The organism is Paraburkholderia sp. BCC1885 (assembly GCF_900996235.1).
In the GTDB taxonomy this organism is placed as follows: Bacteria; Pseudomonadota; Gammaproteobacteria; order Burkholderiales; family Burkholderiaceae; genus Paraburkholderia.
This window is the reverse complement of the sequence record NZ_CAAJGM010000177.1, coordinates 1-25,735: the sequence shown is the minus strand read 5'-3', so window position 1 is coordinate 25,735 and position 25,735 is coordinate 1. Positions and strand designations below refer to the sequence as shown.

The 25,735-nt window shown below is 64.1% G+C and carries 24 protein-coding genes; 15 read left to right on the top strand and 9 right to left on the bottom strand.

Features of this window, described 5'->3' with window-relative positions; genetic code table 11:
- Positions 1-272: 272 nt before the first annotated feature.
- The gene (locus FQ755_RS16330) at positions 273-1,622 is read left to right on the top strand and encodes a replication initiation protein (RefSeq protein ID WP_144155893.1); all 1,350 of its coding nucleotides are present in this window, start codon (positions 273-275) and stop codon (positions 1,620-1,622) included.
- A gap of 77 nt (positions 1,623-1,699) precedes the next feature.
- Here FQ755_RS16330 and FQ755_RS16325 read toward each other — a convergent pair whose 3' ends face one another.
- Positions 1,700-2,755 carry a ParB/RepB/Spo0J family partition protein gene (locus FQ755_RS16325; protein WP_144155892.1) on the bottom strand — a complete coding sequence of 352 codons (1,056 nt, stop codon included), beginning with the start codon at positions 2,753-2,755 and terminating at the stop codon, positions 1,700-1,702.
- A gap of 24 nt (positions 2,756-2,779) precedes the next feature.
- Positions 2,780-3,442, bottom strand: coding sequence for a ParA family partition ATPase (gene parA, locus FQ755_RS16320; protein ID WP_144155891.1), 663 nt, complete (start codon positions 3,440-3,442; stop codon positions 2,780-2,782).
- Between the two features lie 368 nt (positions 3,443-3,810).
- Here parA and arsC point away from each other — a divergent pair, with 368 nt between their 5' ends.
- From arsC to FQ755_RS16305, 3 genes are all read left to right on the top strand, one after another.
- Positions 3,811-4,170: an arsenate reductase (glutaredoxin) gene (gene arsC, locus FQ755_RS16315; RefSeq protein ID WP_144155890.1), complete on the top strand. Its 360-nt coding sequence runs from the start codon at positions 3,811-3,813 to the stop codon at positions 4,168-4,170.
- Positions 4,171-4,301: 131 nt separating this feature from the next.
- The gene (locus FQ755_RS16310) at positions 4,302-5,678 is read left to right on the top strand and encodes a gluconate:H+ symporter (protein WP_144155889.1); all 1,377 of its coding nucleotides are present in this window, start codon (positions 4,302-4,304) and stop codon (positions 5,676-5,678) included.
- Positions 5,679-5,877: 199 nt separating this feature from the next.
- Positions 5,878-6,168 carry a DUF1272 domain-containing protein gene (locus FQ755_RS16305; RefSeq protein WP_144155888.1) on the top strand — a complete coding sequence of 97 codons (291 nt, stop codon included), beginning with the start codon at positions 5,878-5,880 and terminating at the stop codon, positions 6,166-6,168.
- A gap of 17 nt (positions 6,169-6,185) precedes the next feature.
- Here FQ755_RS16305 and FQ755_RS16300 read toward each other — a convergent pair whose 3' ends face one another.
- Positions 6,186-6,389, bottom strand: a complete 204-nt coding sequence (locus FQ755_RS16300) for a zf-HC2 domain-containing protein (protein WP_144155887.1) — start codon at positions 6,387-6,389, stop codon at positions 6,186-6,188.
- A complete protein-coding gene (locus FQ755_RS16295) occupies positions 6,376-6,984 on the bottom strand; it encodes an RNA polymerase factor sigma-70 (protein ID WP_144155886.1) in 609 nt (202 codons plus the stop codon). The genes FQ755_RS16300 and FQ755_RS16295 overlap by 14 nt, the downstream gene beginning before the upstream one ends.
- An 833-nt stretch (positions 6,985-7,817) precedes the next feature.
- Between FQ755_RS16295 and FQ755_RS16290 the strand changes: the two genes are divergently transcribed.
- Positions 7,818-8,102, top strand: a complete 285-nt coding sequence (locus FQ755_RS16290) for a hypothetical protein (RefSeq protein ID WP_144155885.1) — start codon at positions 7,818-7,820, stop codon at positions 8,100-8,102.
- Positions 8,103-8,113: 11 nt separating this feature from the next.
- The gene (locus FQ755_RS16285) at positions 8,114-8,386 is read left to right on the top strand and encodes a DUF6723 family protein (RefSeq protein WP_260858624.1); all 273 of its coding nucleotides are present in this window, start codon (positions 8,114-8,116) and stop codon (positions 8,384-8,386) included.
- A gap of 116 nt (positions 8,387-8,502) precedes the next feature.
- On the opposite strand, the gene FQ755_RS37380 is transcribed toward FQ755_RS16285, so the two are convergent.
- The 3 genes from FQ755_RS37380 to FQ755_RS16275 form a co-directional block, all read right to left on the bottom strand.
- Complete coding sequence (locus FQ755_RS37380) at positions 8,503-8,673, bottom strand: hypothetical protein (RefSeq protein ID WP_186308544.1); 171 nt, start codon at positions 8,671-8,673, stop codon at positions 8,503-8,505.
- 314 nt (positions 8,674-8,987) lie between these two features.
- Positions 8,988-9,935, bottom strand: a complete 948-nt coding sequence (locus FQ755_RS16280; protein ID WP_144155883.1) for a hypothetical protein — start codon at positions 9,933-9,935, stop codon at positions 8,988-8,990.
- 254 nt (positions 9,936-10,189) lie between these two features.
- Positions 10,190-12,460 (bottom strand): hybrid sensor histidine kinase/response regulator, encoded by a 2,271-nt coding sequence (locus FQ755_RS16275; RefSeq protein WP_144155882.1) that lies wholly within the window; start codon positions 12,458-12,460, stop codon positions 10,190-10,192.
- A gap of 687 nt (positions 12,461-13,147) precedes the next feature.
- Here FQ755_RS16275 and FQ755_RS16270 point away from each other — a divergent pair.
- The 8 genes from FQ755_RS16270 to FQ755_RS16235 all read left to right on the top strand — a co-directional run bounded on the left by FQ755_RS16270 (position 13,148) and on the right by FQ755_RS16235 (position 20,790).
- On the top strand, positions 13,148-13,516 hold the full coding sequence (locus FQ755_RS16270; RefSeq protein ID WP_144155881.1) for a response regulator: 369 nt from the start codon (positions 13,148-13,150) through the stop codon (positions 13,514-13,516).
- Positions 13,509-14,132, top strand: coding sequence for a chemotaxis protein CheC (locus tag FQ755_RS16265; protein ID WP_144155880.1), 624 nt, complete (start codon positions 13,509-13,511; stop codon positions 14,130-14,132). Before FQ755_RS16270 ends, FQ755_RS16265 begins: the two co-directional genes overlap by 8 nt.
- Positions 14,129-15,064, top strand: a complete 936-nt coding sequence (locus tag FQ755_RS16260; RefSeq protein ID WP_144155879.1) for a diguanylate cyclase — start codon at positions 14,129-14,131, stop codon at positions 15,062-15,064. The genes FQ755_RS16265 and FQ755_RS16260 overlap by 4 nt, the downstream gene beginning before the upstream one ends.
- Before the next feature lie 206 nt (positions 15,065-15,270).
- On the top strand, positions 15,271-16,119 hold the full coding sequence (gene hpnD / locus FQ755_RS16255; RefSeq protein ID WP_144155878.1) for a presqualene diphosphate synthase HpnD: 849 nt from the start codon (positions 15,271-15,273) through the stop codon (positions 16,117-16,119).
- Positions 16,119-17,387 (top strand): hydroxysqualene dehydroxylase HpnE, encoded by a 1,269-nt coding sequence (hpnE, locus tag FQ755_RS16250; RefSeq protein WP_144155877.1) that lies wholly within the window; start codon positions 16,119-16,121, stop codon positions 17,385-17,387. The genes hpnD and hpnE overlap by 1 nt, the downstream gene beginning before the upstream one ends.
- A complete protein-coding gene (gene shc, locus FQ755_RS16245) occupies positions 17,384-19,366 on the top strand; it encodes a squalene--hopene cyclase (RefSeq protein WP_144155876.1) in 1,983 nt (660 codons plus the stop codon). Before hpnE ends, shc begins: the two co-directional genes overlap by 4 nt.
- Positions 19,366-20,112, top strand: a complete 747-nt coding sequence (locus tag FQ755_RS16240) for a phosphorylase (RefSeq protein ID WP_144155875.1) — start codon at positions 19,366-19,368, stop codon at positions 20,110-20,112. The genes shc and FQ755_RS16240 overlap by 1 nt, the downstream gene beginning before the upstream one ends.
- A gap of 207 nt (positions 20,113-20,319) precedes the next feature.
- Positions 20,320-20,790 carry an acyl-CoA thioesterase gene (locus tag FQ755_RS16235; RefSeq protein WP_144155874.1) on the top strand — a complete coding sequence of 157 codons (471 nt, stop codon included), beginning with the start codon at positions 20,320-20,322 and terminating at the stop codon, positions 20,788-20,790.
- Positions 20,791-21,005: 215 nt separating this feature from the next.
- Here the strand turns inward: FQ755_RS16235 and FQ755_RS16230 are convergent, their stop codons facing one another.
- Positions 21,006-22,070 carry a VacJ family lipoprotein gene (locus FQ755_RS16230; RefSeq protein ID WP_144155873.1) on the bottom strand — a complete coding sequence of 355 codons (1,065 nt, stop codon included), beginning with the start codon at positions 22,068-22,070 and terminating at the stop codon, positions 21,006-21,008.
- Positions 22,067-24,694 carry an MMPL family transporter gene (locus tag FQ755_RS16225; RefSeq protein ID WP_144155872.1) on the bottom strand — a complete coding sequence of 876 codons (2,628 nt, stop codon included), beginning with the start codon at positions 24,692-24,694 and terminating at the stop codon, positions 22,067-22,069. The genes FQ755_RS16230 and FQ755_RS16225 overlap by 4 nt, the downstream gene beginning before the upstream one ends.
- A gap of 177 nt (positions 24,695-24,871) precedes the next feature.
- On the opposite strand from FQ755_RS16225, the gene FQ755_RS16220 reads away from it, so the two are divergent.
- Positions 24,872-25,477, top strand: coding sequence for a phospholipid-binding protein MlaC (locus FQ755_RS16220; RefSeq protein WP_144155871.1), 606 nt, complete (start codon positions 24,872-24,874; stop codon positions 25,475-25,477).
- Positions 25,478-25,735: the final 258 nt, after the last annotated feature.

Sequence of the window (25,735 nt, the reverse complement as noted above, 5' to 3'; positions counted from 1 at the left end):
CGTGAATATGCGAGAATTTTTAGGGTGAGTCGATACGGGAGCAAAAACCTCCCTTTGGTGACCGGTGCAGGAAACGCCGGTTTTCGCCTGGCCCGCGACGCGCAACGCCATGGCCGATATGGCGGTGAATGCTAGAGGTGAGCCTTTTCAGGATCGCGCCGAGGTGAGTCGCGGTCCGTAAACTCACTTCACCGGGAATGGTGAGACGGTCCCTATAGACGCCCTTCACCACAGCCGGTATGCTCTCGCCAAATCCCTCCTCGACCCGACGCATGGCCACGAAGCGCGCGAAGAAGACTGATGTGGTGAGCCCCAGCTCCGCCGAATTGCGTAAAGCCGTCGAGGCAATCGCGATTCAGCCCAAGAGCGGCAAGATCACCCTTCTCACCCGAAAGCTGTTCAATGTTTTGCTTGCGGTCGCCCAGCAGGCTGACGAGTCCGGCGATACCTACCGCGCGCTGCTTTCGGACATCGTCGCTAACTCGGCGTTCGATTCGAACGACACAGCGCTCGTCAAGGAACATCTGCGGCGGATGGTGTCGGTGCAGGTCGAATGGAGTACCGGCACCTCGAGCCAGAAGCCTGGGCGCAAGTGGGGTATTTCGACGCTGATCGCGGACGCCGAAATTCTCGAAGACCCGACCACACGGCGCGTGTGGGTCGAATTCTCGTTTGCTCCCAAGATCAAAAAGAAGCTGCTCGACCCCGTGCAGTACGCGCGCCTGAGCCTGCAGTTCCAGAGCCAATTGCGCAGTAGCGCGGGTCTTGCGCTGTACGAAATCTGCGTGCGCTATCTCACCAATCCGAGTCATCTCACCATGCGCGAATCGTGGGAGTGGTGGCGGCCGATTCTTTCCGGCACGCCTGACACGGAAGCGGGCGACGAGGCCAAGCGCGAATACAAGTATTTCAAGCGCGACTATCTGCGCCCGGCGATCGCCGAGGTGAACGCGGTTACCAACATCTTCGTCGAGTTGATCGAGCATCGCGAAGGCCGGCGTGTCGCCGAAATCCAGTTTCGCGTGACGGAGCGCAAGCAGCCGATGCTGGCGCTCGACGAGCATCCAAACGTCTTCGACAGCACGCTCGTCGACCGGATGGTCAAGATCGGCATTCCGCTCAAGGAAGCGCAGACGCTTTACGCGGATAGCGAGGAAAACCGGATTCGCGCTGCGCTGCAGATGACCGAGCAGCGCATGCGGAGCACGTCGTTGCCTCCGGTGCGCAGTGCCCCCGCCCTGTTCAAGGACGCGCTGAAGAAGGGTTACGCGCCGCCGGTCGAGGCGCTCGTATCAGGCGTTTCCGGCAAATCCGCTGTCGCAGCGCCGGCGGACGATCTCAAGGCACGTCTGCTTGGCGAGTATTCCGCCTATCGTCGCAAGGAAGCGCGCGCGCTCTATGACGAGCAAGGTGAGTCGGAACGGGAGATCGCGCGTCGGTCGTTTGAGGACGACGAGTTGCCGGGGCTGGGTTCGCATCTGCGCGATGACTGGCGCCGCCGCGGTCTGGAATCGAAGATCACCGAAACGGCGTTTTTCGACTGGCTGGCCCGCAAGACATGGGGTGAGCCAACCGACGGGGACCTGCTCGCTTTCACCTTGAGCCAGTCGCGCGCCGCCTGACGGAGCCGTTTCTGTTTCTATTGATGGGCCGCTGGTTCTCGTGAGCGGAGCGCCGTTGGAGGCGCCCCGCTCACCGGTTACTTCTGCTGCAACATCTGTTCGATCTGCCTGAGGATGTCGTCGCGTTTTTCTTTCGACAGACCCTTCAGCCGCAGTTCGATGCGGTCGTCGCCGTAAGACTTCAGATCGCCGACCGACACACCATCCATTTTGATCTCGAGGCGCTGCGCGTAGCGTTGCCGCCCTGCCGGCTTGGCGTTTTCCTGCGCGCTGGCCCGCCCCTTCACGATGTCGGCCACCTGGCGCGTGCTCAGATCGTCGGAGAGAATCTTGTTGATCAAGCGCAGCGTGGAGTCAGAGCCGCGAGCCGCGTGATAGCGGCCGACCTGGTAGGCCATGTTCGAGCCGAAGCGATCCGTCCGCGCAACCATTTCATGCATGACCACCTCGGGCAACTTGGCAATCGAGAGCGCCACGGCAACCGTGGATTCGTCGAGGCCGAGATGCTCGGCCAGTTCCTTCTGGCTCTGGAAGAACTTCTCATCCAGAAAGCGTTTCCAGACGACCGCGTTATCAAACACCGTCTGCGAGTCACGCTGGACGTTGAGGTCATAGCCGAGCTTGTAGCTTTGAATGCCGATCGGCAGATCAATGACGATCGCCTTCACCGACTCCTTGTTGGCTTCCTTGAGCGCGCGCACGCGGCGGCCGCCGTCGCTCACGAAATACGAGCCGGGATTGTCGTAATCGGGAATCACATGGATCGCCTGCTGCTGCCCCTGTTTCGCGAGATTGACCGCGAGTTCGGCGATTGACGACTTCAGGTAGAAATGGCGCGGATTGAACGGACTCGGTTTGATGTCCTTCAGCGCGAGTTCGATGACCTGACCCGGACGATAGCCGTGTTCGATGCGCCAGGCGCGATAGGCGGCAGATTCATTGAGCGTTTCGGCCGTGTCGGCTTCGGTCGCGGCGGAAACCGGCTGAGCGGTACGACCGGCGACGTTGCCCGTCTTCGGCGCATTCTGTACCAGCCCGTCGATGGCATTGAGGCGATCGAGGGCGGTTCGCTTTTCGCTGCTAGTCGTGTCGGGACGTGCTTGAAAGCCTTTGGCGAATTGGGAGGGTTTCATTCAGTGTCCTTTATGCGCATAAATTCAGGGGAGCAGGGCGGCGATCTCATCGGCAAACGCCCTTATTTCGGCGGCGGCGAGCTTGGCGCCGCGGTCGTTCATCTGCAGCACGGTCTGCCCGAGGGCCATGGCCTGTTTATAGGCTTCACGGGTCGGGATTTGGGTCTTAAGTAACGGAAACCCCAGCTCTTCGAGCGCGCGCTTCAGTTCACGCGTCAGCATGCGCTTTTCTTCCGTCTTATTAAGCAGAAAGACGGCGCGCAGGTCTTCGTTCATGGCCTGGGCCTGCTGGATCAGCTTGACCAGACCGACGCTGGACCAATAATCAGCCGGCGACGAAGAGGTGGGGATAATGGCGACGGTCGCGGCGAGCAGGACGACGCCAGAAACTTTCTCGGTGATGGAGGGCGGACAGTCTACGACGATGATGTCGTAGTCCCCCACGAATTTCTTGATCTCGCGGTGAATCTGGCCACCGAACTCGGAAAGGTTGACGACCGGAAACGGGATCCCGCTTTCGCTATCCGACGAGGCGCTGGTCCAGTGGACGAGGGTGTTTTGCCCGTCTGCGTCCACGACGAGGACGCGCTTACCCTTCTCGTGAAATGCGGCGCCCAGGTGCATCGCGATGGTGCTCTTCCCGACCCCGCCCTTCTGTTGAGTTACCGCGATGATTTCTGCTGCCAATCTGCACCTCTCTTTTTAGACGCTGATGGATTTTACCTTGGCGATTTTGTATTTCAATCTCTTTTACTGGAAACATGTGACACGTTAGCCATTTGGCCAAGGTTTATGCGCATAAAGCGGGCGGACTATTGAGCCGAGCGTGAGTGCGGAGGACCAAAGGCGTGGTGGGATCCATTGAACCACTCGCCGGCGCCGTTGCGCCGCACGCATGCCGCGGGTTTATGCGCATAAACCCATGCGCCATGGCGGGGCAACATGCCATACCAACGGCGTCGGCTCGCCCCTAAGTCGCGCCGCCTGAACGTGCGGCTTGATCCCTGGTTGGCCGCTACAATCGCCTGCCATCTCCACCCATCGCAAACCCGCCAATGATCACGATCTACCATAACCCCCGCTGCTCCAAATCGCGCGGTGCCTGCGAGTTGATCGCCGGCACATGCAACGTCGCGGGCGAGCCTGTTGAAGTCATCGAATACCTGCGGCAACCGTTGTCGGCTGCGCAATTGAAGGCCTTGAACGCCATGCTTGGTGGCCCAGTCCGCGAAATGCTCCGTGACACTGAACCCGCGTACAAGGAACTGGGGTTGGACGATGCCACCCTCTCCGACGACCAGCTATACGAAGCCATCGAAAAGCGCCCTGTCCTGATGCAACGGCCAATCGTCGTCCGCAACGGCCGCGCGGTCATCGGCCGCCCGCCCGAGCGCATCAAAGCGCTTTTCGACTGACCGTCCATCCCGCGCAGCCAACGGTTCTTCCGCTCGAGCCCGGGTCGTCACGCGCCCTACGGCGAGGCCCGCTACAATCGCCGTCAGCCACGCGTAGCCGCGGCAGCGTCAATCCACACAAAAGGGACATCGTGCATTTACCGACAACACTCGCGCCGTGGTCGCCCCACGACACTCGACTCATTCTGTCGTGCGCGCTGGGGCTCGCGCTGATCATCGTTTTCATCAGCGTGCTAAAACTGGCGCCGTTCCTGTCGATTCTGGTCGGCACCTTCGCCGCCGGGTTTGCGGCGGGCTTACCGCTCGAAGCGGTAGCCAGCGCATTCAGCAAGGGCGCGGGGGCGCTGCTCGGCGACGTGGGGATCATCATTGCGCTAGGGGCGATGCTCGGCGCGCTAATGGCGGAGTCCGGCGCGGCGGACCGGCTCGTCTCGACGATCCTCAGGCACTCCACACCGCGCCTGCTACCGTGGATGATGGCGCTGGTCGCAATCATCGTCGGCTTGCCGTTGTTCTTCGAAGTGGGTCTGGTGATGATGGTGCCGATCATCTTCGTGATGGCGCGCCGTTCCAAACAGCCGATCCTGCTGATCGCGATTCCCGCACTGGCTGGCATGACGACGCTGCACGCACTGCTGCCGCCTCACCCGGGTCCGTTGATCGCCGTCAGCGCCTTGCACGCGGACCTTGGCCTGACGCTGCTGCTCGGGTTGATCGTCGCGATTCCCGCTGTGATCCTGGCAGGACCGGTCTATGGTATCTGGCTCGCGAAGCGCATGGACGTTGTCGAACCGGAAGAGATGGGCAAACTGTTCTCGTCGCAACAGGACGCCGCCGAGCCGCCCAGCTTCGCCATTTCGCTGATCACGATTCTGTTGCCTGTGATCATGATGCTGGGTCGCACGATTGCCAAATTGCTGCTCAAGCCAGAAACCTTTCTCTTCGACGCGCTCAACTTCCTCGGCGAGCCGCTGGTCGCGCTGGGTCTAACGGTTCTGTTTGCGATTGTGGCGCTCGGCTGGTCGCGCGGCATGCCACGTGATCGCGTCGGCGGCATCCTGCGCAAGAGTCTGCCCCCCATCGCCGCGCTGCTGCTGACCATCGGTGCGGGCGGCGGCCTCAAACAGGCACTGGTGGTGGCCGGCATCAGCACGACGGTCGGCAAGATCGCCGTGGGCGCGCACATGCCGCTGATTTTGCTCGCGTGGCTGATTGCCGTCGCGCTGCGCCAGGCCACCGGCTCGGCCACGGTTGCGACGACGACGACGGCCGGCATTGTCGCGCCGGTCGTCATCGGCCTGAGCCCGACCCATGATTCGCTGATGGCGCTGGCCATCGGCGCGGGCTCGGTGTTCTTCTGCCACGTGAACGACGCGGGTTTCTGGATGGTGCGCGAATACTTCGGCCTGAAACTGAAACAGACGGTGCTGGTCTGGTCGGTCCTGCAGACGATCGTCTCGGTGGTCGGTCTCGCGCTCACGCTCGTAATGTGGAGTGTCCTGACCTGAGACTGCCGCGCGCCGCATCGAAGCCATAGAAAGACCTCACATCCTTGCGGCATGTGACCCGGCAACATCACGGCTGCATGGCAGCCATTGACGCCCGATTGGCAGACCTCCCGCCCACCGCAAGCGCACACTGCTTCGTACCGAAAGGAGGTGCATTGGAAAGCACCTCCTTCCGCCATGAATCCCATACGGAGCGCCCATGCTGGAACTGAGGCCGTCCTGTGAACGATGCGGCAAGCCATTGCCGCCGCACGCCCCCGACGCCATGATCTGCAGCTACGAATGCACGTTCTGCGAGGTCTGCGCGTCGAGCGCGCTTTGCAATGTCTGTCCGAACTGCGGCGGCAATTTCCAGCACCGGCCCACGCGTCCGCGCGCGATGCTCGCGAAACATCCCGCCAGCCAGGAGCGACATGCCGCGCATGTCGACGAGGCCGCCCACGCCGCCTATCTCGAACGGTATCGCGCGATACCGCCCAGCGAGCGATAACCCGTCGCGGCGCCGCATCAGTCTTCCGCGCGGTCCCCGTCTGCGTCGTCGAGCCCGCTCATCGCGCGCGCCGCCGCCCGCAGCAGACCGATATGCTTACGATAATTGCGGCAACCGCTGCAGGTCGGCAGATGCAGGCCGATGGCGACCCATTCGCCCGCCTTCAGCGGCCGGTCGAGCGCGTCCGATAGCAGGCGCGTGATGTTTTTACACTTCCCCATTCGCGTCCTCTCTCGATAAGCCCTTCTCGGTCAGGCACGTGCGCAGCCGAATGCGCGCGCGATAGATCAGCACGCTGCAGTGATTGGCGGTCAGCTGCAATTCGGCGCAGATTTCGTCGGTTTCCAGGTCGAGAAATTCTCGCATCATGAATACGCGGCCGATATGTTCCGGCAGATGTTCGAGGCAGATCTCGAAGAGTTGCCAGAACTGCTGCTGACGTAAGGCGGTCTCGGGCGTTGGCCACGGGCGCGGCTTCGCTTCGCGCGACCAGTGTCCGTTGTCCTTGAAAAGCTCGCGGTCGAGTATTGCCTCACCTTCGAGTTCGGAATCCAGTTCTGAGAGATTCACGGTCCGCTTGCGCGCGCGCAGGGTATCGACGAGCTTATGGCGCAGAATGCCGAACACCCAGGTCTTGTGCTCCGACTGCGCGGCAAAGCGATCGGCCTGCGACCATGCCGCCGCGAGCGCTTCCTGCACCGCATCTTCGGCTGCGGCCGCGTCGCGCAATTGCAGGCGCGCAAAGCGCAGCAGGTCGCGCCGCAAGTGCATCAGATAGATCGGATCGTCGAACGCGGTGCCGGCCGTCTGCGTCATGCCAGCCTCCGGTGCCGCGCGTCCAGGATTGACGCGGCTGCTGGCAGGCCAGTAAGGGCGACGCGCCTGTCCCCGCGCTCGGTCATGTCGATGATATTCATGAGTAGATGTTTTTCGAGGCGCCCGATACGGCTCGGGCGTCCATTTTCTCGCCCGCTCCTGCCCGGGCAAACTGGGGTTCGGCATGGCTGCGCCCACCAATGGTGACTTCAACCGGCATTAGTCGCACGTGTGGCGGCTTGATGACAGCCGGGCGAAATTATTTTTCTTCGCCCTCAGAAGGAGACTCGTTGCCGGCCGTTAGCGGGCAAACCGATTATGCATTTACAAAGAGAATTTTTTCGCAACAATGCGCATCGCGGAAGAGGCTTTGCCGATCTTTAAGCCATCGATGCGAGCGTCCCCAGTTCCAGCGGGCGGGCATTTTATTAAGGAAAGCAGAATATTTGCTTTCTTCAAGGAATAGTCCGCGTCGCGCCTCGAGCATGTTTTCCCCGCAAACGCCCGCGCGCTGCAAATGTCCCGGGCTGTCAGGCCCTTTTCGTGCTACAGTGAGTCAGCCGCTTGTAGATCTATCGCGCGCTTGCGCCGACCACCCAAGTCTTCGCCTCATTGCGCTCCCCGGGTCGATCAGGATCCCTTCTTTCATGTCACTTCGCGTAGCCGCTGGTTCTATCCCATGGATACGACCGTCGTGTGCGCGTACCGACCCACCCTGCGCCTGTCGCAGGTCCGCCTGCCGCGGAAAATGCAGTGCTGTAGCGTGTGCGGCGTAAAGCCGGCGCCGTCTCCATTGCTCTCGCATGGCAGGTCACTCAACGGAGACGACTACCATGAACAACATCATTAGAAGCTATCGCGGTCTTGAGATTTATCCGCTGGTCTATGCTCACGAACCGCGCGGCGCAAATGGTTCGCGTCATTACGATGCGGGTTTCGATGCATCCGTGAAAATCTGCCGCCGCGGGTCGGACGGCTCGATGACCACCAGCCGCGTGTTTCGCGTGCCGAGCGGCTCGCCGTTCGGCAACACCGGCGATGCGCGTATGGCATCCGCAAGTCACGCCGAACGCGTTATCGACGGCATGATCGCCGGACAGTCGATCGTCGGATTATGAGTCGCGCATCGATGGCCGATTCGACCCGCGCACGACGCGCGGCGCCGCCGAACCCCGTCGAGCGATCGGGCCGGGACAACTACCTGGTCGCCGTGTCGTCGCGGCGCACTTCGAGCGGCACCGTGCCGACACTCAAGATCACGCGCCTGAGCGACGCGCGGGTGATCTATCCGTTCCAGGGACACGCCGACATGCCGTTCTTCGAAAGCGCGCAAGCGGCGGAGCAATACGCGCAAACCTACGGCCTGCAACTGGTGGACGGGGATATCGCGGTACCGGAATAGCGCCGCGGCGCATGCATGCGCTCCTGTTTATGCGCATTGTATAAACCGCAGATAAACGCAAAAAAGCCGCTAAAACTAGCGGCTTTTTCAATTTTGATGCCTCAATTCCAAACGCCTTATCGAGTCACCTTCGTCGGCGGCGTCACGGGCCGATAGCGCCACTTTTCCGCGCCAGAATTGATCTGCGCGTCATCTTCTTTGCGCTTTTCCTCGCGAGCCACGTCGGCTTCCTGTAACTCCGCCCGTTTGTCCTTGATGGGACGCATCGCATCTATCCGGTATGACATAAAGCCTCCGTCGCTGTGTTGTTTCGTATCGGGACATAGTCAAACGCTCATTTGCCTGAAATCGTCTCAGGCCGGTGATGTGCTTGACTGGAAAGGCAAAACCCCCAGTTATCCACAAGGTTATTCAGTGAAATTGTGGATAACTTTGTTGCGGGCGGGGTTATCCACTGCGCGTTTTGCGACGAACGCCCTGACCCCGGGGTTTATTGCGGCGGGCGGCGCATGCCAGGCGGCGTGAGCGCCGCGGGAAGCGGCACGTCCCCAACGAGGATACGCGCTTATTCCCGCGGATGTTGGCCGGTCGCTAAATCGCGTCAAACGTGATGATGACCCGTCACGCGATCCCAGCCATGCCGCACGGCCAGCTTGAAGCGCTCCCAGGTGTCGGTCGCTTCGGGCGAAGTCGATTCCCAATGGCGGCGTGCTTCCGGCTCGACTTCGTCCCACGGCCGATCGCGGTATTGCAGGTCGCGGGCGATCGTTGCGCCATACCGGTAAGCCGGCACGTAATCCTCGTAACGCGCCTGGTCGCTTGCATACTGCTCGTCGTAGTGACTGCGGAAGTCCTCTTCGTATTCGAGAAACTCATCCGGCATCGTATCGTCCGCCACCGATTCAGGATGGCGCGCCGCCGGTGCGACGTCGACCGGTGTGAACACGGCGCCAAAGCCCGGCGCGCTGCCGGCGGCGATGGTGTTCATCGTCGCTGCTTCGCTCAGCGGCGGCTGCGGCGTCAACGGGTCCTGCGCGCGAGGCTCGACCGGCATGGGCGCCCTGCCACGCAGCGGTTCATCCACCGGCCGCGCGGTGGTAAAGCCGTGGTTGGCGCTGCTTACGCCGAGTTCGTCGAGCATCGAGTGCTCGCGGCTCGCGACGGGATCGTCCAGCGCTGCGTCGCGGCCCAGCAGACGCTCACCGATCTCGGTGGCGCCAAGCCGTGTCAGGGTCGTGCTGGCGAGTTCGGCATGCGCTTCGCTGGCGGCGTATACGCAGACCAGCACGGCGCCGCGGCGCACGGCCTCCGTATAGCGGTCGGCCTCCGCCTGGCGGGGTTCTCTGGAGAACAGGCTGCTGATGAAGCGCTCGATATTGCCAAACACGCCGCCATTGTCCACCGCCTCCGTGGCCGCCGTCGGCGATGGCGCGGTGTGGTTGGCCTGCAGTTCGATGGTGTCGTTGGCGAAGCCGGTCTGCACGAGTGTGTCGCGTGCGTTTTCCGCCTGGGCGTAGGTGTCGAATAATCCGATCACAGTGTGGCGCATGGCTGTCTCCCTAACCTTGATGGCGGCCGCCGCGAGTGCGCGGGGCCTTGCATGAGTCTGGAAGCGCAATGATCGTGCCGGGTCGCGTCAAACCACGCCCGGGCTGCGGAAAAGCCTTGGCTGCCGGGCGCGGCAGGGCTTGCCGCGTGGCGTGGCGGCGCGGCGGCGGTGTCTGGCCGGGCCGCTTTTACAAAATGCGGTAACTCGGGGCGCCGCGCACCGCGCCGGGATGAGTCAGGCGCGTGACTGGGCGCTCACCCCGCAGGATGCGTATTCGCCTGCGCCAGCTCGCGCTGGAGGTCTTGCAGCAGCTTGTCGAGCAAGGCGATATCGAAGGGCTTCGACAGCACGCGCACGTCGACGTGACGTGCGCGGTCGAGTTCTTCCGCGTAGCCAGTTACAAGAATCACCGGCAGACGGGTTTCGAACGTCTGCACGGCTTCGGCCAGATCGATGCCGTTCATCGTGCCGGGCATGTGGATATCGGAGATCACCAGGTCGAACGGTAGCGGCTCGCCGGTGCGCGCCTGCTTCGCGTGGGCGTCGTCGAACAGGCGTAGCGCGGTGTCGGCATTGAAGACGCAGGTCACCTGATGCCCCATCATCTGCAGCAGCGCCTCGGTGCCTGCGGCGACCTCGTCGTTATCCTCGACCAGCAGAATGCGCAGACCGTGCGGCACGCCGGTCTCTTCGGCCTTCGGCTCGCTGGCGGGACGCTCCGCCTCCGGCTGGTCCGCCGCGCGCGGCAGATAGAGCCGCACCGAGGTGCCGGCGCCGATCGCGCTATCGATCGCGGCAAGGCCGCCCGAGCGCTCGCAGAACGCGAAAACCTGCGGCAGTCCGAGACCCGTGCCCATGCCTTTCGGCTTGGTGGTGAATAGCGGCTCGAAGGCCCGCGCGAGGACATCCGGCGGCATGCCCATGCCGGTGTCTTCGAGCGAGAGCTGCACGAAGTCACCGGTCAGCGGGAAGCCGTCCTCGTGACGGAAGGTGATGTTGGCCGCCCGCACCGTGAAGCGGCCGCCGCTGGGCATCGCGTCGCGCGCGTTGACGGCGATGTTGATCAGCGCGAGTTCGAGCTCGGCGACGTCGACGCGCATCGGCCAGACGTCGGTGCCGATATCGATGACCAGCGAAACCTTCGCCCCCAGCGAGGCGCGCAGCAGTTCGCGGCAGGCCGGCAGCCAGCGTTCGAGCGCGAGCGTCTCGTTGCGCAGCGGCTGCTTGCGCGCGACACCCAGCAGCTGGCGCGTGAGCGACTGGCCGCTCTTGAGGGCGCGCTCGATGGCGGACAGCTCGCGATCGAGCCCCGGTGCGCCGCGCCGCCGGGCGATCTGCACATTCGCCGACACGATCATCAGCAGGTTGTTGAAGTCATGCGCGACGCTGCCCACCAGATTGCCGAGCGCCTCCATCTTGCGCGACTGCCGGTAGGCGGATTCGATCGAGCGGCGCATCGACGCCTCGGCCTGCCAGCGCTCCCACGCTTCCTCCTCGGCGCCCAGACGGCGCAGCGACAGCCAGATCACGCACCACAGCACGATGGACGGCGTGAACATGGACAGGATCAGCACGCTCAGGTGCCGATACCAGGCCGCCCAGATCGCCGAGGTGCGATAACCGCACGACACGTACACCGGGTAGGCTCCAACCCGCCGGTAGGCGACGATCAGATTGTCGTTGTCGAACACGGAGCGGGTACGTACCACGCCCGCGCGGCTGCCGCGGGCGAGGGCGTCGGTGAGCGGCGTGTGGGCCGCGATCATGTCGGGCTGGCCGGGCGAGGGCGGGTAGTGGGCGAGCACGGCGCCGTCCGCGCGCGTCAGGCTGATGGTCATCGGCGTGCCGGCGCCGCCCAGCAGGTCCTGGTAGAACGCGTTGAAATAGCCGGGCCGCAGCGCGACCGAGACGACGCCGGCAAACCCGCCGTCCGCATCGCGCCGGGCCACGCCGGTGTTGAAGACGTTTTCGCCGGCCACCTGACCGACCATGTCCCTGGAGACGTGTTCGAGCACCTTGCCGTCGCGAATGCCGGTGAAGTCGTCACGGCTCGCGATCGAAATGGGCGGCACCGGGAAAAAGCGGCTGCTGGCGAGCAGCGTGCCGTCCTGGCCGAAAATCGACACCGCCGCCACCTGCGGATAGCCGCCGCCCATGACGCGCAGCTTCTCGTGAATCTCGCGTCCGCGCGCGCGGATGCCGTCGCCGTCCAGACCCTGCACCAGGTCGACGACGCGCGCATCGAGCGCCTCGTTCATGTCGAACACTTTCAGCGCGTGTTCTTCGGCGACGCGCACGGTGCGCAGCGTCAGGTCGGTGGCGTCGGCCTCGCGGGCGCGCAGGTCGCTGAAGGCCATCGCCGCGACGTACACGCACGGCAGCACGATCGCCGCCACCAGCAAGGCGATGAGCGTGATGCGCCGGACTTGGAAATTCTGTTCCGGCACTGCCGGGAACAGCGCCTCGTCCTGCCGGTTGGAGGAGAGGCGGCTCGCTTCGCGCGGGTCGGACCGGTCGGATGTCATTTCGGGTACCGCTGCAATCGTCTGGGACGGAAACACTTCAAGTTGCCATCATACGAGAACCGGGAAATTTGCCGGGAACGATCTCGCTGATCGGTAAGAATAGACCGTCTGGATCATGCGAAAGTTTTTCTCCAAACAGCGACGAATCCGGAAGCGCAAACGTACACAAAAGCATAAGCCACGTAATTCACGCCCCGTGAAGCCAGTAAATTTCTCAAAATGCGAATTTTGTGAGTCATTTCCGTTCGTTAATTCCATTCTGACGAGTTGCCTTTTCGTCAGATTAAATTAAGAATCTCGCCACGATAAATTAGTGCGTCCGCCATGTTCGGACGCATGTGCCGCGAGGGCCAGCCAGACAACGCACACAGGCGTGACGGAGGGGGTCGCGGAAACGCGCGCGACAGGCTGGAGTTCGCCTTTTCCACCCGGCCGCGCAGAACCACCTAGTGGGTAGGCTCGAACATGCCGGTCATCCTTATCGTCGCGCGCGCGTTTGCGCGCATCCGCCGCCTTCCTCCCGCGCGCGCAGCAGCGTGCGCATTCCCCGGCTGCGTGCAAATGGCGCAACCGGTGTTCCCGCTCGTGACGGAGTATCCTTGCGCCGGTTCGCGTCAGCCGCTAAAGAATCGTTGATCCAGGCCGTTAACGCGACCGAGCTAATCCCGTTTTACTGACCCTCCGCCCATGTCATTGCCCATTGTGATCGCCGACGATTCGCTGCTTGCCCGTAAGGTGCTCACAAAGGCGCTGCCCCCGGCCTGGGACGTCGACATCAGCTACGCGTCGAATGGCCGCGAAGCGCTCGCGCTCTATCGCGAAGGCAAGGCGTCGGTGATGTTCCTCGATCTGACCATGCCGGACATGACCGGCTACCAGGTGCTGGAGGCGCTGCAACACGAAGACCTGAACACGTTCGTGATCGTGGTCTCCGCCGACGTGCAGCCGATGGCCCAGGCGCGCGTGCGTTCGCTGGGCGCGATTGCCTTCATCGCCAAGCCCGTCAGCCCCGAGGCGGTACTACCCATCCTCCAGGAGTACGGGTTGTATGTCTGAGCCAGTCCTCAATGAAGAGCGGCGCGACGCGCTGCAGGAGGTCGCCAATCTTGCGATGGGGCAGGCCGCGACCCGCCTCGGGCGTCTGCTCGACACCTTTATCGAATTGTCGGTGCCGCGCGTCAAGGTGGTGGAGATCAGCAAGGCCGCGGCGGCGTTGCGCGAGATGACCGGCATCCACGAGGCGGTGAGCGCGGTGCGCCAGGGCTTCCGTTCGGACATCAAGGGCGAGGCGCTGGTGATCTGCCGCAGCGGCAGCATCGACCAGTTGTGCGCGCTGGTGAACGACCCGTATCCGCGCTCGGCCTACGAAACCGTCAGCCAGGAAGAGCTGATTTTCGACGTTGCCAATGTGCTGACCGGCGCCTGCGTCTCCAGTATCTTCGAACAACTGGGCCGCACGCCGGTGTTTTCGGCGCCGGGGCTGCTTGGCGAGTCCATGTCGCTCGACGACGTGTTTCAGCCTGGCGTGCTCGCCTGGGAAGTGGCGTTGCTCGTCGAAGTCAATTTCGCGCTCGAAGACCAGAGTTTCCGGGCCCATCTCGTCATGCTCATGGCGGAAGAGTCGATCCGCCATATGAATCACGCGCTTGACGCGTTGTTGTCCAGCCTATGAATGTGCCTCCTTCGCTAAGCGATCTCGTCGTCGAGCGCGTCGGCTTCGGTATTTTCGTCCTCGACCGCGAGATGAACGTGCTGATGTGGAACCGCTTCATGCAGGATCACAGCGGCTTGCCGGCCGAGCAGGTGGTCGGCAAGTCGATTTTCGCCAGTTTCCCCGAGTTGCCGCGCGTGTGGCTGACCCGCAAGCTCGAAAGCGTGTTCCAGCTCGGCAGCTTCGCGTTCAGTTCGTGGGAACAGCGCCCGTATCTGTTCAAGTTCGACCACGACCGGCCGATTACCGGCGGCGTCGACTTCATGCAGCAGGACTGCACCTTCATGCCGCTCACCCGCGAGCGCGAAGTGGTGGCGGTGTGCGTGACCATCTCGGATGTGACCCACGTTAGCATCGTGCAGCGCGAGCGCGAAGAGGCGGTCGCCAAGCTGCAGGAGTACGCGGACCGCGACGGCCTGACCGGCATCGCCAATCGCCGCTATTTCGAGGCGCGGTTGCGCGACGAATACACGCGCTGGCAGCGCTATGGCGGCGAGATGTCGGTGCTGTTGTTCGATCTGGACCACTTCAAGAAGATCAACGACCAGTTCGGCCACGGCGTCGGTGACACGGTGCTGCGCGAGATGGCGCAGCGGGTCGCCCAGGTGGTCAGGGTGCAGGACACCTTCGGCCGCTTCGGCGGCGAGGAATTCGCGCTGCTGCTGCCGTGCACGCCGCTCGAAGACGCCATGCTGGTGGCCGAAAAGATCCGCCTGACGATCGGCGACACGCCGGTCGAGGTGCAGGGCGTGCAGGTGCCGGTGACGGCGAGCGTCGGCGGCGCGGCGGCGCGGGTCGGCGTGCCCAACTACGACGTGTTGATCAACGAGGCGGACGCGGCGCTCTACAGCGCCAAGCGGCAGGGCCGCAACCGCTCGGTCGCGTTTATCTGAGCAGCGGCCCGGCGCGCCACGCCGGATCCGGCAATAATGGCCGATCCTTCGGCGTCAAACTGCGCCGTCTCGCAAAGATTGTTATACTTTTCGCCGTTTCCGGCCTCCTGGCCGGCGTATTTGCGCGTGTCCGCGCGCGCGGCTTGCCCTGCGGGTAGGCACGATTTCTTGATTGCCTCCAGAGGGGCCCCTCAGCGGAGATCGTCTTGGCTGTTTCCAACCTTGTCGTGGACGATACAGAAACCGACGCCGCTGCCGCCACATCGGGCAGCTCGTTCTATCTTGCGATGCGCATCCTGCCGGCCGCGCAGCGCGACGCAATGTATCAGGTCTACGCTTTTTGCCGTGCTGTCGACGACATCGCCGACGGCGACATGCCACGCGCCGAACGCGCGGCAGGGCTCGAACGCTGGCGTGCCGACATCGACGCCTGCTATGCCGGCGCGCCGCGCGCTTCATTGCGCGCGTTGACGCGCCACATCCATACGTTCCAGCTGCAACGCGAGGATTTTCACGCGATGATCGACGGCATGGCGATGGACGCCGCCGCCGATATCTGCGCGCCGGACGAGGAGACCCTCGACCTCTATTGCGACCGGGTCGCCAGTGCCGCAGGGCGCCTGTCGGTGAGGATATTCGGGATGCAGGAAGAGCCCGGCCGGCTGCTCGCGCATCACCTGGGCCGCGCGCTGCAGTTGACCAACATCCTGCGCGACATCGACGAAGACGCGGACCTCAACCGCTGCTATCTGCCGCGCGAACTGCTGGCGCTCGAAGGCATCGCGACCAACACGCCGCATGCCGTCGCCGACGATCCGTCGCTGCCGCGCGTCTGCGCCAAGCTGGTTGCGCGCGCCCGCGAGCACTTCGCCCAGGCCGACGCCATCATGGACCGCTCGCCGCGCAACCACGTCCGCGCTCCGCGCATCATGTCCGGGGTCTATCGCGTTCTGCTCGATCGCACCGTCGAGCGCGGCTTCGATCTGCCCCGTACCAAGGTCAGCAAGCCGCGCGCGCGCCTGCTGTGGATCGTCGCGAAGTACGCCTTCTTCTGATGTCGAAGCTCGTCCACGTGATCGGCGCGGGCCTTGCCGGCCTGGCCGCGGCGGTGCAATTGCAGCGGCGCGGGGCGCAGGTCGTGTTGCACGAGGCCGCCGCGCAAGCCGGCGGACGGTGCCGCTCCTGGTACGACAGGACGCTCGGCGCGACCATCGACAGCGGCAATCACGTGGTCTTTTCCGGCAACCTCGCGACGCTGAATTACCTGCGCGCGATCGGCGCCGCCGACGAACTCACCGGGCCGGCGCTGCCCGAATACCCTTTCGTGGACCTCGCGACGCGCGCGCGCTGGAATGTGCGCCTGTCGCCGGGGCGCCTGCCCCGGTGGATCTTCGACCAGGCCGCGCGGGTGCCGGATACGCAGCCAGGCGACTATCTGACACTCGCACCGCTGCTGTTCGCCAGGCCCGGCCGCACGACGGCGCAGACCATGCGCTGCGATGGCATGCTGTGGGACCGCTTGGTGCGGCCGCTGTTGCGGCTGGTGCTCAACCACGAACCGCGTGAGGCGACGGCCGAACTGGCGGCGGCGGTGCTGCGCGATACGCTGGCGGCCGGTGGTCCGGCGAGCCGGCCGCTGCTCGCGCGCAATGGCCTGAGCAGCGCCTTTGTCGATCCGGCCTTGCGCCTGTTGCAGCACGGCGGCGCGGCGATCCGGCTTGGCGCGCAATTGAATCAGATCGTGTTCGCCGACACGAGCCGTGTCAGCGCGCTGGATTTCGTCGGCGAAGGGCGTATCGAACTGGATGCCAACGCGGCCGTGGTGCTGGCTGTGCCGCCGCAGGTCGCGCAAAAACTGGTGCCGGTTCAACTGGCGCCGCGCCGGTTTGACGCCGCCATCGCCGTGCATTTCGCGGTCGAGCCGCCGTTTGGCGTGCCGCCGTTGATGGGACTGCTCAACGGCACGGCCGAATGGCTGTTCGCGCTCGACGGACGCCTCTCGGTGACGATCAGCGGGGCCGATCGGCTGTTGAATACGCCGCACGAAGTTCTCGCGAAGACGGTCTGGGCGGACGTCGCCCAGGCGGCCAGCCTGCCGCTCGAGCCGATGCCGGCCTGGCAGGTGGTCATGGAACCTCAGGCGAGTTTCGCGGCCGTGCCCGGCGAGGAGATGCGCCGCCCAGGCACCCGCACACGTTGGAAAAACCTCATGCTCGCGGGCGACTGGACGGCCACCGGCCTGCCCGCGACGATCGAAGGGGCAATCCGCTCCGGCCAGAAGGCCGCGGATACGCTGCTGAACGAACCGATGGAACGCAGATGAACGATTTATCCCTTGCCCGGACTGCGGGCGACGAAACCACGCCCGGCTCGAGCGAAGCACTGGACGCCGCCGTCACGCGCGCCACCGACGCCATTCTTGCCGCCCAAAAGCCCGACGGCCATTGGGTCTACGAACTCGAAGCCGACGCGACCATCCCCGCCGAATATGTGCTGCTGGTCCACTACCTCGGCGAAGAACCCAACGCGGAACTGGAGCAGAAGATTGCGCGCTACCTGCGCCGCATCCAGTTGCCCAACGGCGGCTGGCCGCTTTTCACCGACGGCGCGCTCGACGTTAGCGCGAGCGTCAAGGCGTATTTCGCCCTGAAGATGATCGGCGAACCGGAAGACGCCGATCACATGCGCCGCGCCCGCGAGGCGATCCTCGCGCACGGCGGCGCGGAAGCCTCGAACGTGTTCACGCGCATCCTGCTGGCGCTGTTCGGCGTGGTGTCGTGGTATGCCGTGCCGATGATGCCGGTCGAGATCATGCTGCTGCCGCAGTGGTTCCCGTTCCATCTGTCGAAGGTGTCGTATTGGGCGCGGACCGTGATCGTGCCGCTGCTGGTGCTGAATGCGAAGCGTCCGGTGGCGCGCAATCCGCGCGGCGTGCGGATCGATGAACTGTTCCATGGCGCGCCCGTCACGACCGGCTTGCTGCCGCGTGCGCCGCATCAGAGCCAGGGCTGGTTCACGTTTTTCCGCGGCGTGGATCACGTGCTGCGCCTCGTCGACGGCCTGTTCCCGAAGTACACCCGCGAGCGCGCGATCAAGGCCGCCCAGGCCTTCGTTGACGAGCGGCTGAACGGCGAAGACGGCCTCGGTGCGATTTTCCCGGCCATGGCGAACTCGGTGATGATGTACGACGTGCTGGGCTATCCGGCCGATCATCCGAACCGCGCCATCGCCCGGCAGTCGATCGACAAGCTGCTCGTCATCCGCGACGACGAAGCGTATTGCCAGCCGTGCCTGTCGCCGGTGTGGGATACCTCGCTGGTCGCGCACGCGCTGCTCGAAACCGGCGACCCGCGTGCCGAGCAGGCGGCCGAGCGCGGCTTGCAATGGCTGCGTCCGCTGCAGATTCTCGACGTGCGCGGCGACTGGATCTCGCGCCGTCCGAACGTGCGTCCCGGCGGCTGGGCGTTTCAGTACGCGAATCCCTACTATCCGGACGTCGACGACACAGCCGTGGTCGTGATGGCCATGCAGCGCTCGGCGGCGCTGACACAGTCGGACGTCGACCGCGAAGCCATTGCCCGCGCCCGCGAATGGGTGGTGGGCATGCAGAGCAGCGACGGCGGCTGGGGCGCCTTCGAGCCTGAAAACACTCAATATCACCTGAATAACATCCCGTTCTCGGATCATGGCGCCTTGCTCGATCCGCCCACCGCGGACGTCTCGGGCCGCTGTCTGTCGATGCTCGCGCAACTGGGCGAGATGCCGGCCAGCAGCGAGCCGGCCCGCCGCGCCTATGACTACATGCTCAAGGAGCAGGAGTCGGACGGTAGTTGGTACGGCCGCTGGGGCATGAATTACATCTACGGGACGTGGACGGCGCTCTGTTCGCTGAACGCGGCCGGCATGTCGCACGACGACCCGCGCATCCGGCGCGCGGCGCAATGGCTCGCGTCGATCCAGAACGAGGACGGCGGCTGGGGCGAGGACGGCACCAGCTACAAGCTCGACTACCGCGGTTACGAGCGCGCCGCCAGCACGGCGTCGCAGACGGCGTGGGCCTTGATGGGCCTGATGGCGGCGGGCTGCGTCGAGCATCCGGCGGTGGCGCGCGGCGTCGACTACCTGCTGCGCGAGCAGCAGGAACATGGTCTGTGGGACGAAACCCGCTTTACGGCGACCGGTTTCCCGCGCGTGTTCTATCTGCGCTACCACGGTTATCGCAAATTCTTCCCGCTCTGGGCGCTGGCGCGCTACCGGCAACTGAAGCGTGACGGGCTGACGCGCGTCACGGTCGGAATGTGATGGCGAGCACGTTGACCCGTTCGACCCAGCCGGCTTCGTCTGCTGGCGGTGCCAGTCACGGCTTGCCGGTGATCGCGGTGACCGGCATGGCCTTCGAGGCGCGCATCGTGCGCGGCGAGGGCATCGAGGTTGTCTACGCGGCGCGTGCCGATCTGCTCGAGCGGGCGCTGAGCGCGGCGGTGGCGCGCGGCTGCTCGGGGATCGTCAGTTTTGGCACGGCAGGGGGGCTCGCGCCTGATCTGGAACCGGGTGCGCTGATCGTGGCGCAGGCCGTGGAAGGCCCGCTGGGGCGCTTTGCCACTGATCCGCGCTGGTCCGAGCGTCTGGCCGCCGCGCTGGCCGCGACGCCGCTGGCGGCGCGCTTGCATCGCGGTCTGCTGGCCGGCGTCACTGCGCCGTTGACGGGTGCGCACGACAAAGCCGTCCTGCATCGGTCGAGCGGCGCGCTGGCCGTGGACATGGAATCGCATATCGCCGGCGCCATCGCCGCCGCGCACGATGTGCCGTTCGCGGTGTGTCGCGCGATTGTCGATCCCGCGTGGCGCACCCTGCCGTCCGCCGCGACGGCCGGACTGCGCGACGATGGCAGTACCGCTATCGGGCCGATCCTGCGCGAGCTGCTGAAGCAGCCATCCCAGCTCGGACCGCTGCTGCGCGTCGCCGCCGACGCGTGGGCCGCCCGCACGGCGCTGGTTCAGGCGCGTCATGCCTTGGGCGCGGCCGGGGCGCTACAGCCCACCGCCTGAATCGTCAGTCCCGGTAAGGCGAGATTAAGAACCAAGCCGAAAGCCACGCCAGGCACCCTAAAGCCGCACCCAAAGCCCGACGGGAAACCGGCCGGGCTTCTTTTTTGACATCCTAGGGAAAACCCTTGTTTTTGATATAATCTAGGTATTAACCCTAGGGTTCGATCTGTTGACCGACCCCGTCACCTCTTACGAAGGGGATACCAGATGAATTTCCACACCAGAAAATGGGTCAAGCCCGAAGATCTGAACCCGAACGGCACGCTGTTCGGCGGCAGCCTGCTGCGCTGGATCGATGAAGAAGCGGCCATCTACGCCATCTGCCAACTGGACAACCAGCGCGTGGTGACCAAGTTCATGTCGGAGATCAATTTTGTCAGCTCGGCACGCCAGGGCGACATCATCGAACTCGGCATGACTGCCACGCATTTCGGCCGCACGTCGATCACGCTGCGCTGCGAAGTGCGCAACAAGATCACGCGCAAGAGCATCCTGACGGTCGAGAAGATGGTGTTCGTGAATCTCGGCGAGAACGGCGAACCGGCGCCGCATGGCCGCACGCAGATCCGTTACGCGGACGAAGCCTTCGAACGCTATCGCACGACCCTCACGCCGATGCAGCCGGCAGCGAGTGTCGACGAGGCGGCGCGCCGGATCGAAGCCGATACGATGAATTGAGTGTGGCGCGGCGGGTCCGTGCGGCTTGTATGGTCCGTGCGGCGGCGCGTGCAAATGTGAGCGGCGGCTGGCTGATGCCGCTCGCGTAGTAGCACGCACGCATGCGCCTGCAGAGCGAAGCGCTTAACGAAAGCTCAAACGAAACAGCCCGACCGGGGTGGACCGGTCGGGCTGTTTTGCTTTGCGGCCGGGTAAGCGGCGAAAGCCGGATCGGACTACTTGACCGGGACCGGTGCCGCCACCGCCGACGCAGCGGACGCCGCCGCTGCCGCAGCAGCGGGCGCACTCGCCGCCCTGGCCGCGCTGGCGCTCGCCGGTGCCTCGGCTGCCTGAGCGTTGCTGGCGGGATTTGCCTGACCCGCCGGAACAGCAGCGCCCGACGCGCCGTTGGCCGGCGCCGCCGAATCACCCGGATCGGTGTAATTCGGCACGTCGGCGCCCTCCGTATTGGAAGCGCCATTAGCCGGTGCAGCCGGCGCCGATGTATCGCCCGGATCGCTGTAGTCCGGCAATCCCGACGGTGCCGCATCCGAGGCGCCCGGCGCCGGCGCCGCGCCGCCCGGCGAGTCCGGATCGCCATAGTTCGGCAAGGGCGCCGCGTTCGGATTCGAGCTTCTGAGCAGCGAGACGCGCTGCTGCGTGTAGGCGTCGCGCACGAACGAATACTTGTCGAGCGCGGCGGCCTGCAGCAGGTCCGACGCACCCAGCAGATCGGAACGCGCGCTGATGAACTGGGCGATATACATCGGATTGCGCACCGCCGGCTTCATGTAGTGAATCAGGTTGAAACGGAAGTCGACCACGTAGCCGGTGCTGTCGCGCACCGAACTCGGCCCGAACAGCGGCAACACGAGATACGGGCCGGCCGGCACGCCCCAGCGTCCGAGTGTCAGGCCGAAGTCCTCGTGGTGTTTCGGCAGACCGGCGGGCGTCGCGAAGTCGAGCAGGCCGCCCAGCCCGAAGGTCGAGTTCATGGCGAAGCGCATGATGTCCTCGGCCGCGTCCGTGACCTTCAATTGCAGGATGTTGTTCGCCGCGTTGCCCAGGTCCCCGAGGTTCGAGAAGAAGTTGCTGATGGCCTGACGGACAGGTTGCGGCGTGACCTTCTGATAACCCCGCGCGACCGGCTGGGCGATCGTCCGGTCGAGTGCATCGTTGAACTTGAAGATCTGGCGGTTCATTGGCTCCAGTGGGTCGCCGGGCTTGCGGTCCGGACCCGTCGCGCACCCTGAGGCTACACCTGCGACGAGCAGGGCCAGGGCGGTGTTTCGCATCTTCATTTCATAATTCCTTGCTTTTCTTTTGAAGCGCGACGTGCGCGCGGCTTACCCATCAAGACGGGCTGAAACACCACGGCACCAATTAACGTGCAGAGGAGGGAAAGCGCCAGCAACCGGCCCATGCTCGACGTTCCCGGATGATGCGACAGCCAGAGACTTCCGAACGCAGTAGCGGTAGTGGCTGCGCTAAACATGACGGCGTGGGTGAGGCTCGATTGCAGCAAGCCGGTCTGCCCATTACGCCACGCCATTACAAAGTAAATCTTGAACGCGACGCCCACGCCGAGCATAAGCGGCAACGCGATGATGTTGGCGAAATTAAGCGGCATGCCGAACACTACGCACAATTCAAGCGTCACCAGTGCGGACACCAGCAGCGGGATCAGCGTGCGCAGCACGTCGCCAATGCGCCGCAGCGCGAGCCACAGCAGGATGGTGATTGTCACCAGCGCCCAGCATGCCGCTTGCAGGAACGCCTTGATGATTACGTCTGCGGAATGCAGGATCGAAATGGTGCCGCCGATCGCGCCAGGTTCAGCCGCTTTCACAGTATGCGCGAACCGGCGCAGCATTGCATCGTCGCCGGGATCCGCGCCGGGCGCGACCTTCGGCGCGATGTCGACGAGTGCGCGGCCGTCAGCCGAAACCCAGTCGCGCGAGATCTCCGCCGGCAAGCTGGCACGGGTGATTTCGGTGGGCTGCAGCAGCGCGGCGAGTTGCGCCAGCGCGATCTTAAGCGTGCTGGACATCGCGGCCTCGGCGTGCTCGCGCGTTGCCGGGCTGGCTGCAGCCAGCTTTTGCAGCGTCGCCGCCAGATGCTGGGCCTCTGCCGCGCCCGGCCCCGGATGGTCCTCGGCTGCGAGCACGAGCTGGTTCGCCGCGCGTTTTAACGCGGCGACGCGCAATGCGTCGCTCGAAGGCGGCGCCGGCGTTTGAGTCAACGCCGGCAGTAACTGTTGGGCGGCGCCGTTGATCAGCAGGATCTTTTGCGTCTGGTCAGGCGGGATAAAAGTGCTCAACGTGGTGACCCGGCCCACCTCCGGCAGCTTCTTCAGACGGGCCTCGATCTGGTCCGCCGCCGCCAGCGAGGGCGCCAGCACGCGCACGTTGTTGACCGCCGCCTCGGGCGAATCCTTCAGCGAGAGCAACGTCGCCATCGATTCCGTATGCGGGTCTTTCAGATGCAGCGGGTTGAAATCGAAGCGCAGATGCGTGAGCAACGGCGCCGCGCCGATTACGACCACGAGCGTGCCGATCAGCACGGGTTTGCGATGGCGATCGAGGAAATCGTCGACGGGAGCGAGCTGCTTGAAACCGGGCGCAACCGATTCGCCCGGCGGATTGAAAATCTTCAGGAGTGCCGGAAACAGCGTCATGTTGGTGCCGTAGGCGACGAACATGCCGACGCCCGCGATCTGCCCCAGCTCCGCGACCCCGCGATACGCCGTGGGCAGAAACGAGAAGAACGCCTCGGCGACCGCGACGGCGGCGAGCGTCAACGGCACGCCGATGGTATGCGCGGTATTGATGAGCGCGGCGGTCAGACGGTCGTCGCGATTACGTTCTTCGCGATACTTGACGCCGAACTGGACGCCGAAGTCGATCCCCAGCCCGACGAACAGCACCATGAAGGCGACCGAAATCATGTTGAGCGCGCCGACCATCATCAGGCCGATTGCCGCCGTAATGGCGAGGCCGACGAACAATGTGATCAGCACGGCGAGGATCATGCGGCCCGAGCGCAACGCGAGCCACAGGATCACCAGCACCACGACGAAGGTGATGGCGCCGTTCAGCGCGGCGCCGTCCTGCACGGAGGCGAACTCTTCGTCGGCGAGCGGCTGTTCGCCGGTCAGACGAATCGACGCGCCGTAATGGGCGCCGAGGTCGAGCGACGCAGCGGTGGCGCGAATCGCGGCCGAGGCGCGCGCGCCCGGTTCGAGCGCGCCGTAGTTGACCACCGGCTGCACGGTGATGAAGGCGCGCGCCGGGTTGGTGGCGACGTCCTTGTCGACCAGCGCGCGCCATGAGAAGGCGGCCGGTTGGCCGGCAAGCACACGGTCGAGCACGTCCGCGCTTTGCGAGAGCAGATGGCTCATGTCGCTGAGTTTCACCTGGCCCAACTGCAGCGGCAGCAGCAGGCTGGTGGTGAGGACACCGGCCAGACCGGTCAGGCTCGGGTCTTTGGCGAGCGCGTTGACGAGCGGGCGCGACTGCACGAGTTGCCCGGTGGTGGACTGGACCTCATCGAGCGATGGATACAGCAGGCCGTTGTGTTCGAAGAACGGACCGCCGGCCGGTTGCGTGACGGCGACGAATTCCTTCGGCTGGCTCTTGAGCGCGGCGGTCAGGGCATTGGCGGCGGCATCGGCGAATTCGGGCGCGCGCGCTTCGACGACGACCAGCACTGTTTGACCGCGCTGGGGGAAGGCGTTGTCGATGGCGTCGTCGAGCGAGGTCCAGGCTTGATCGTTTTCGACGAGACGGCTGATGTCGGTGTTGATCTTGAAGTGAGCGGCGACGTAATAGCCGCTCAGGACCGCGAGGATCAGCGAGAGCACGATGACGCGCAGTGGGCGGCTCACCGACCAGGCGACGAGACGGACGATAGATGACTTCAGCATGTAGGGGAGTTTGGCCCTGTCACAGACGGCGTTTTAGGCATAAGGGCACAAGTATACCGACGTGAGGCTGAATACCCCACCTTGTAGGGAGCGGACAGCGGCGCAAAATCGGTATACTGGCTTGCAGCGTGGCCCAGCGGGTCATCCAGTGGTCATTTTTACTGTCCTGATGAGCTTATGAAACGTTATCTGTCTGCTTTTTTCGCGGCCGCGGTGGTTTCCACGACGGTCTTTGCACAAGCTGCCCCGGACGCGGTGGTGAAGAACGCGGTCGAGGGCACGGTCAGCGCGATGAAGGCCGACCCAACCGCGCGCAGCGGCGACATGGGCAAAATCACCCAGGTGGTAGTAACACATTTTGTGCCCGCCACCGACTTCCAGCGCACGACGCGAATCGCAGTGGGTAAGGCGTGGACGACGGCGACGCCGGAGCAGCAGAAGCAGTTGTACGAACAGTTCCAGACCTTGCTGGTGCGTACCTATGCTGCTTCGTTGGCGCAGCTTCGGGATCAGGACGTGACGTTCAAGTTCGCACCCGCGAACGTGGCCGCCGGCGGCAAGGATGCCGTGGTGCAGTCGCATGTGCTGAGCAATGGCGGCGATGATGCCGTGGGATATCGGATGGAGAAGACCGATTCAGGGTGGAAGGTCTATGACATCGATATGATGGGCGCCTGGCTGATTCAGGTTTATCAGAATCAGTTTGCTGATCAGCTTTCTAAAGGCGGCGTGGATGGGCTGATTAAATTTTTGACTGAGCATAATGCTCGGAGTGTGGGGTAAGGGTTTTTGTTTGTCTGACTGACGGGTTTGGGGTTGTTGTGCTTCTGGCTGCTTTGGTGGTTGTTTTTGCCGTTTTGGCCTTTCCTTGCTTTGTTCGTGGTTTGCTTGCGTTGCCCCTGTGCGGGGCGGCACTTACTTTCTTTGCCGCCGCAAAGAAAGCAACTGTATTGAAGGTCAAGTGTCAGGGGTTCATTCGATCATGATTTCGGCGGACTCCAGGGGGTGGCGTCACGCATCATGGCGTTGAGCCGGATGAGC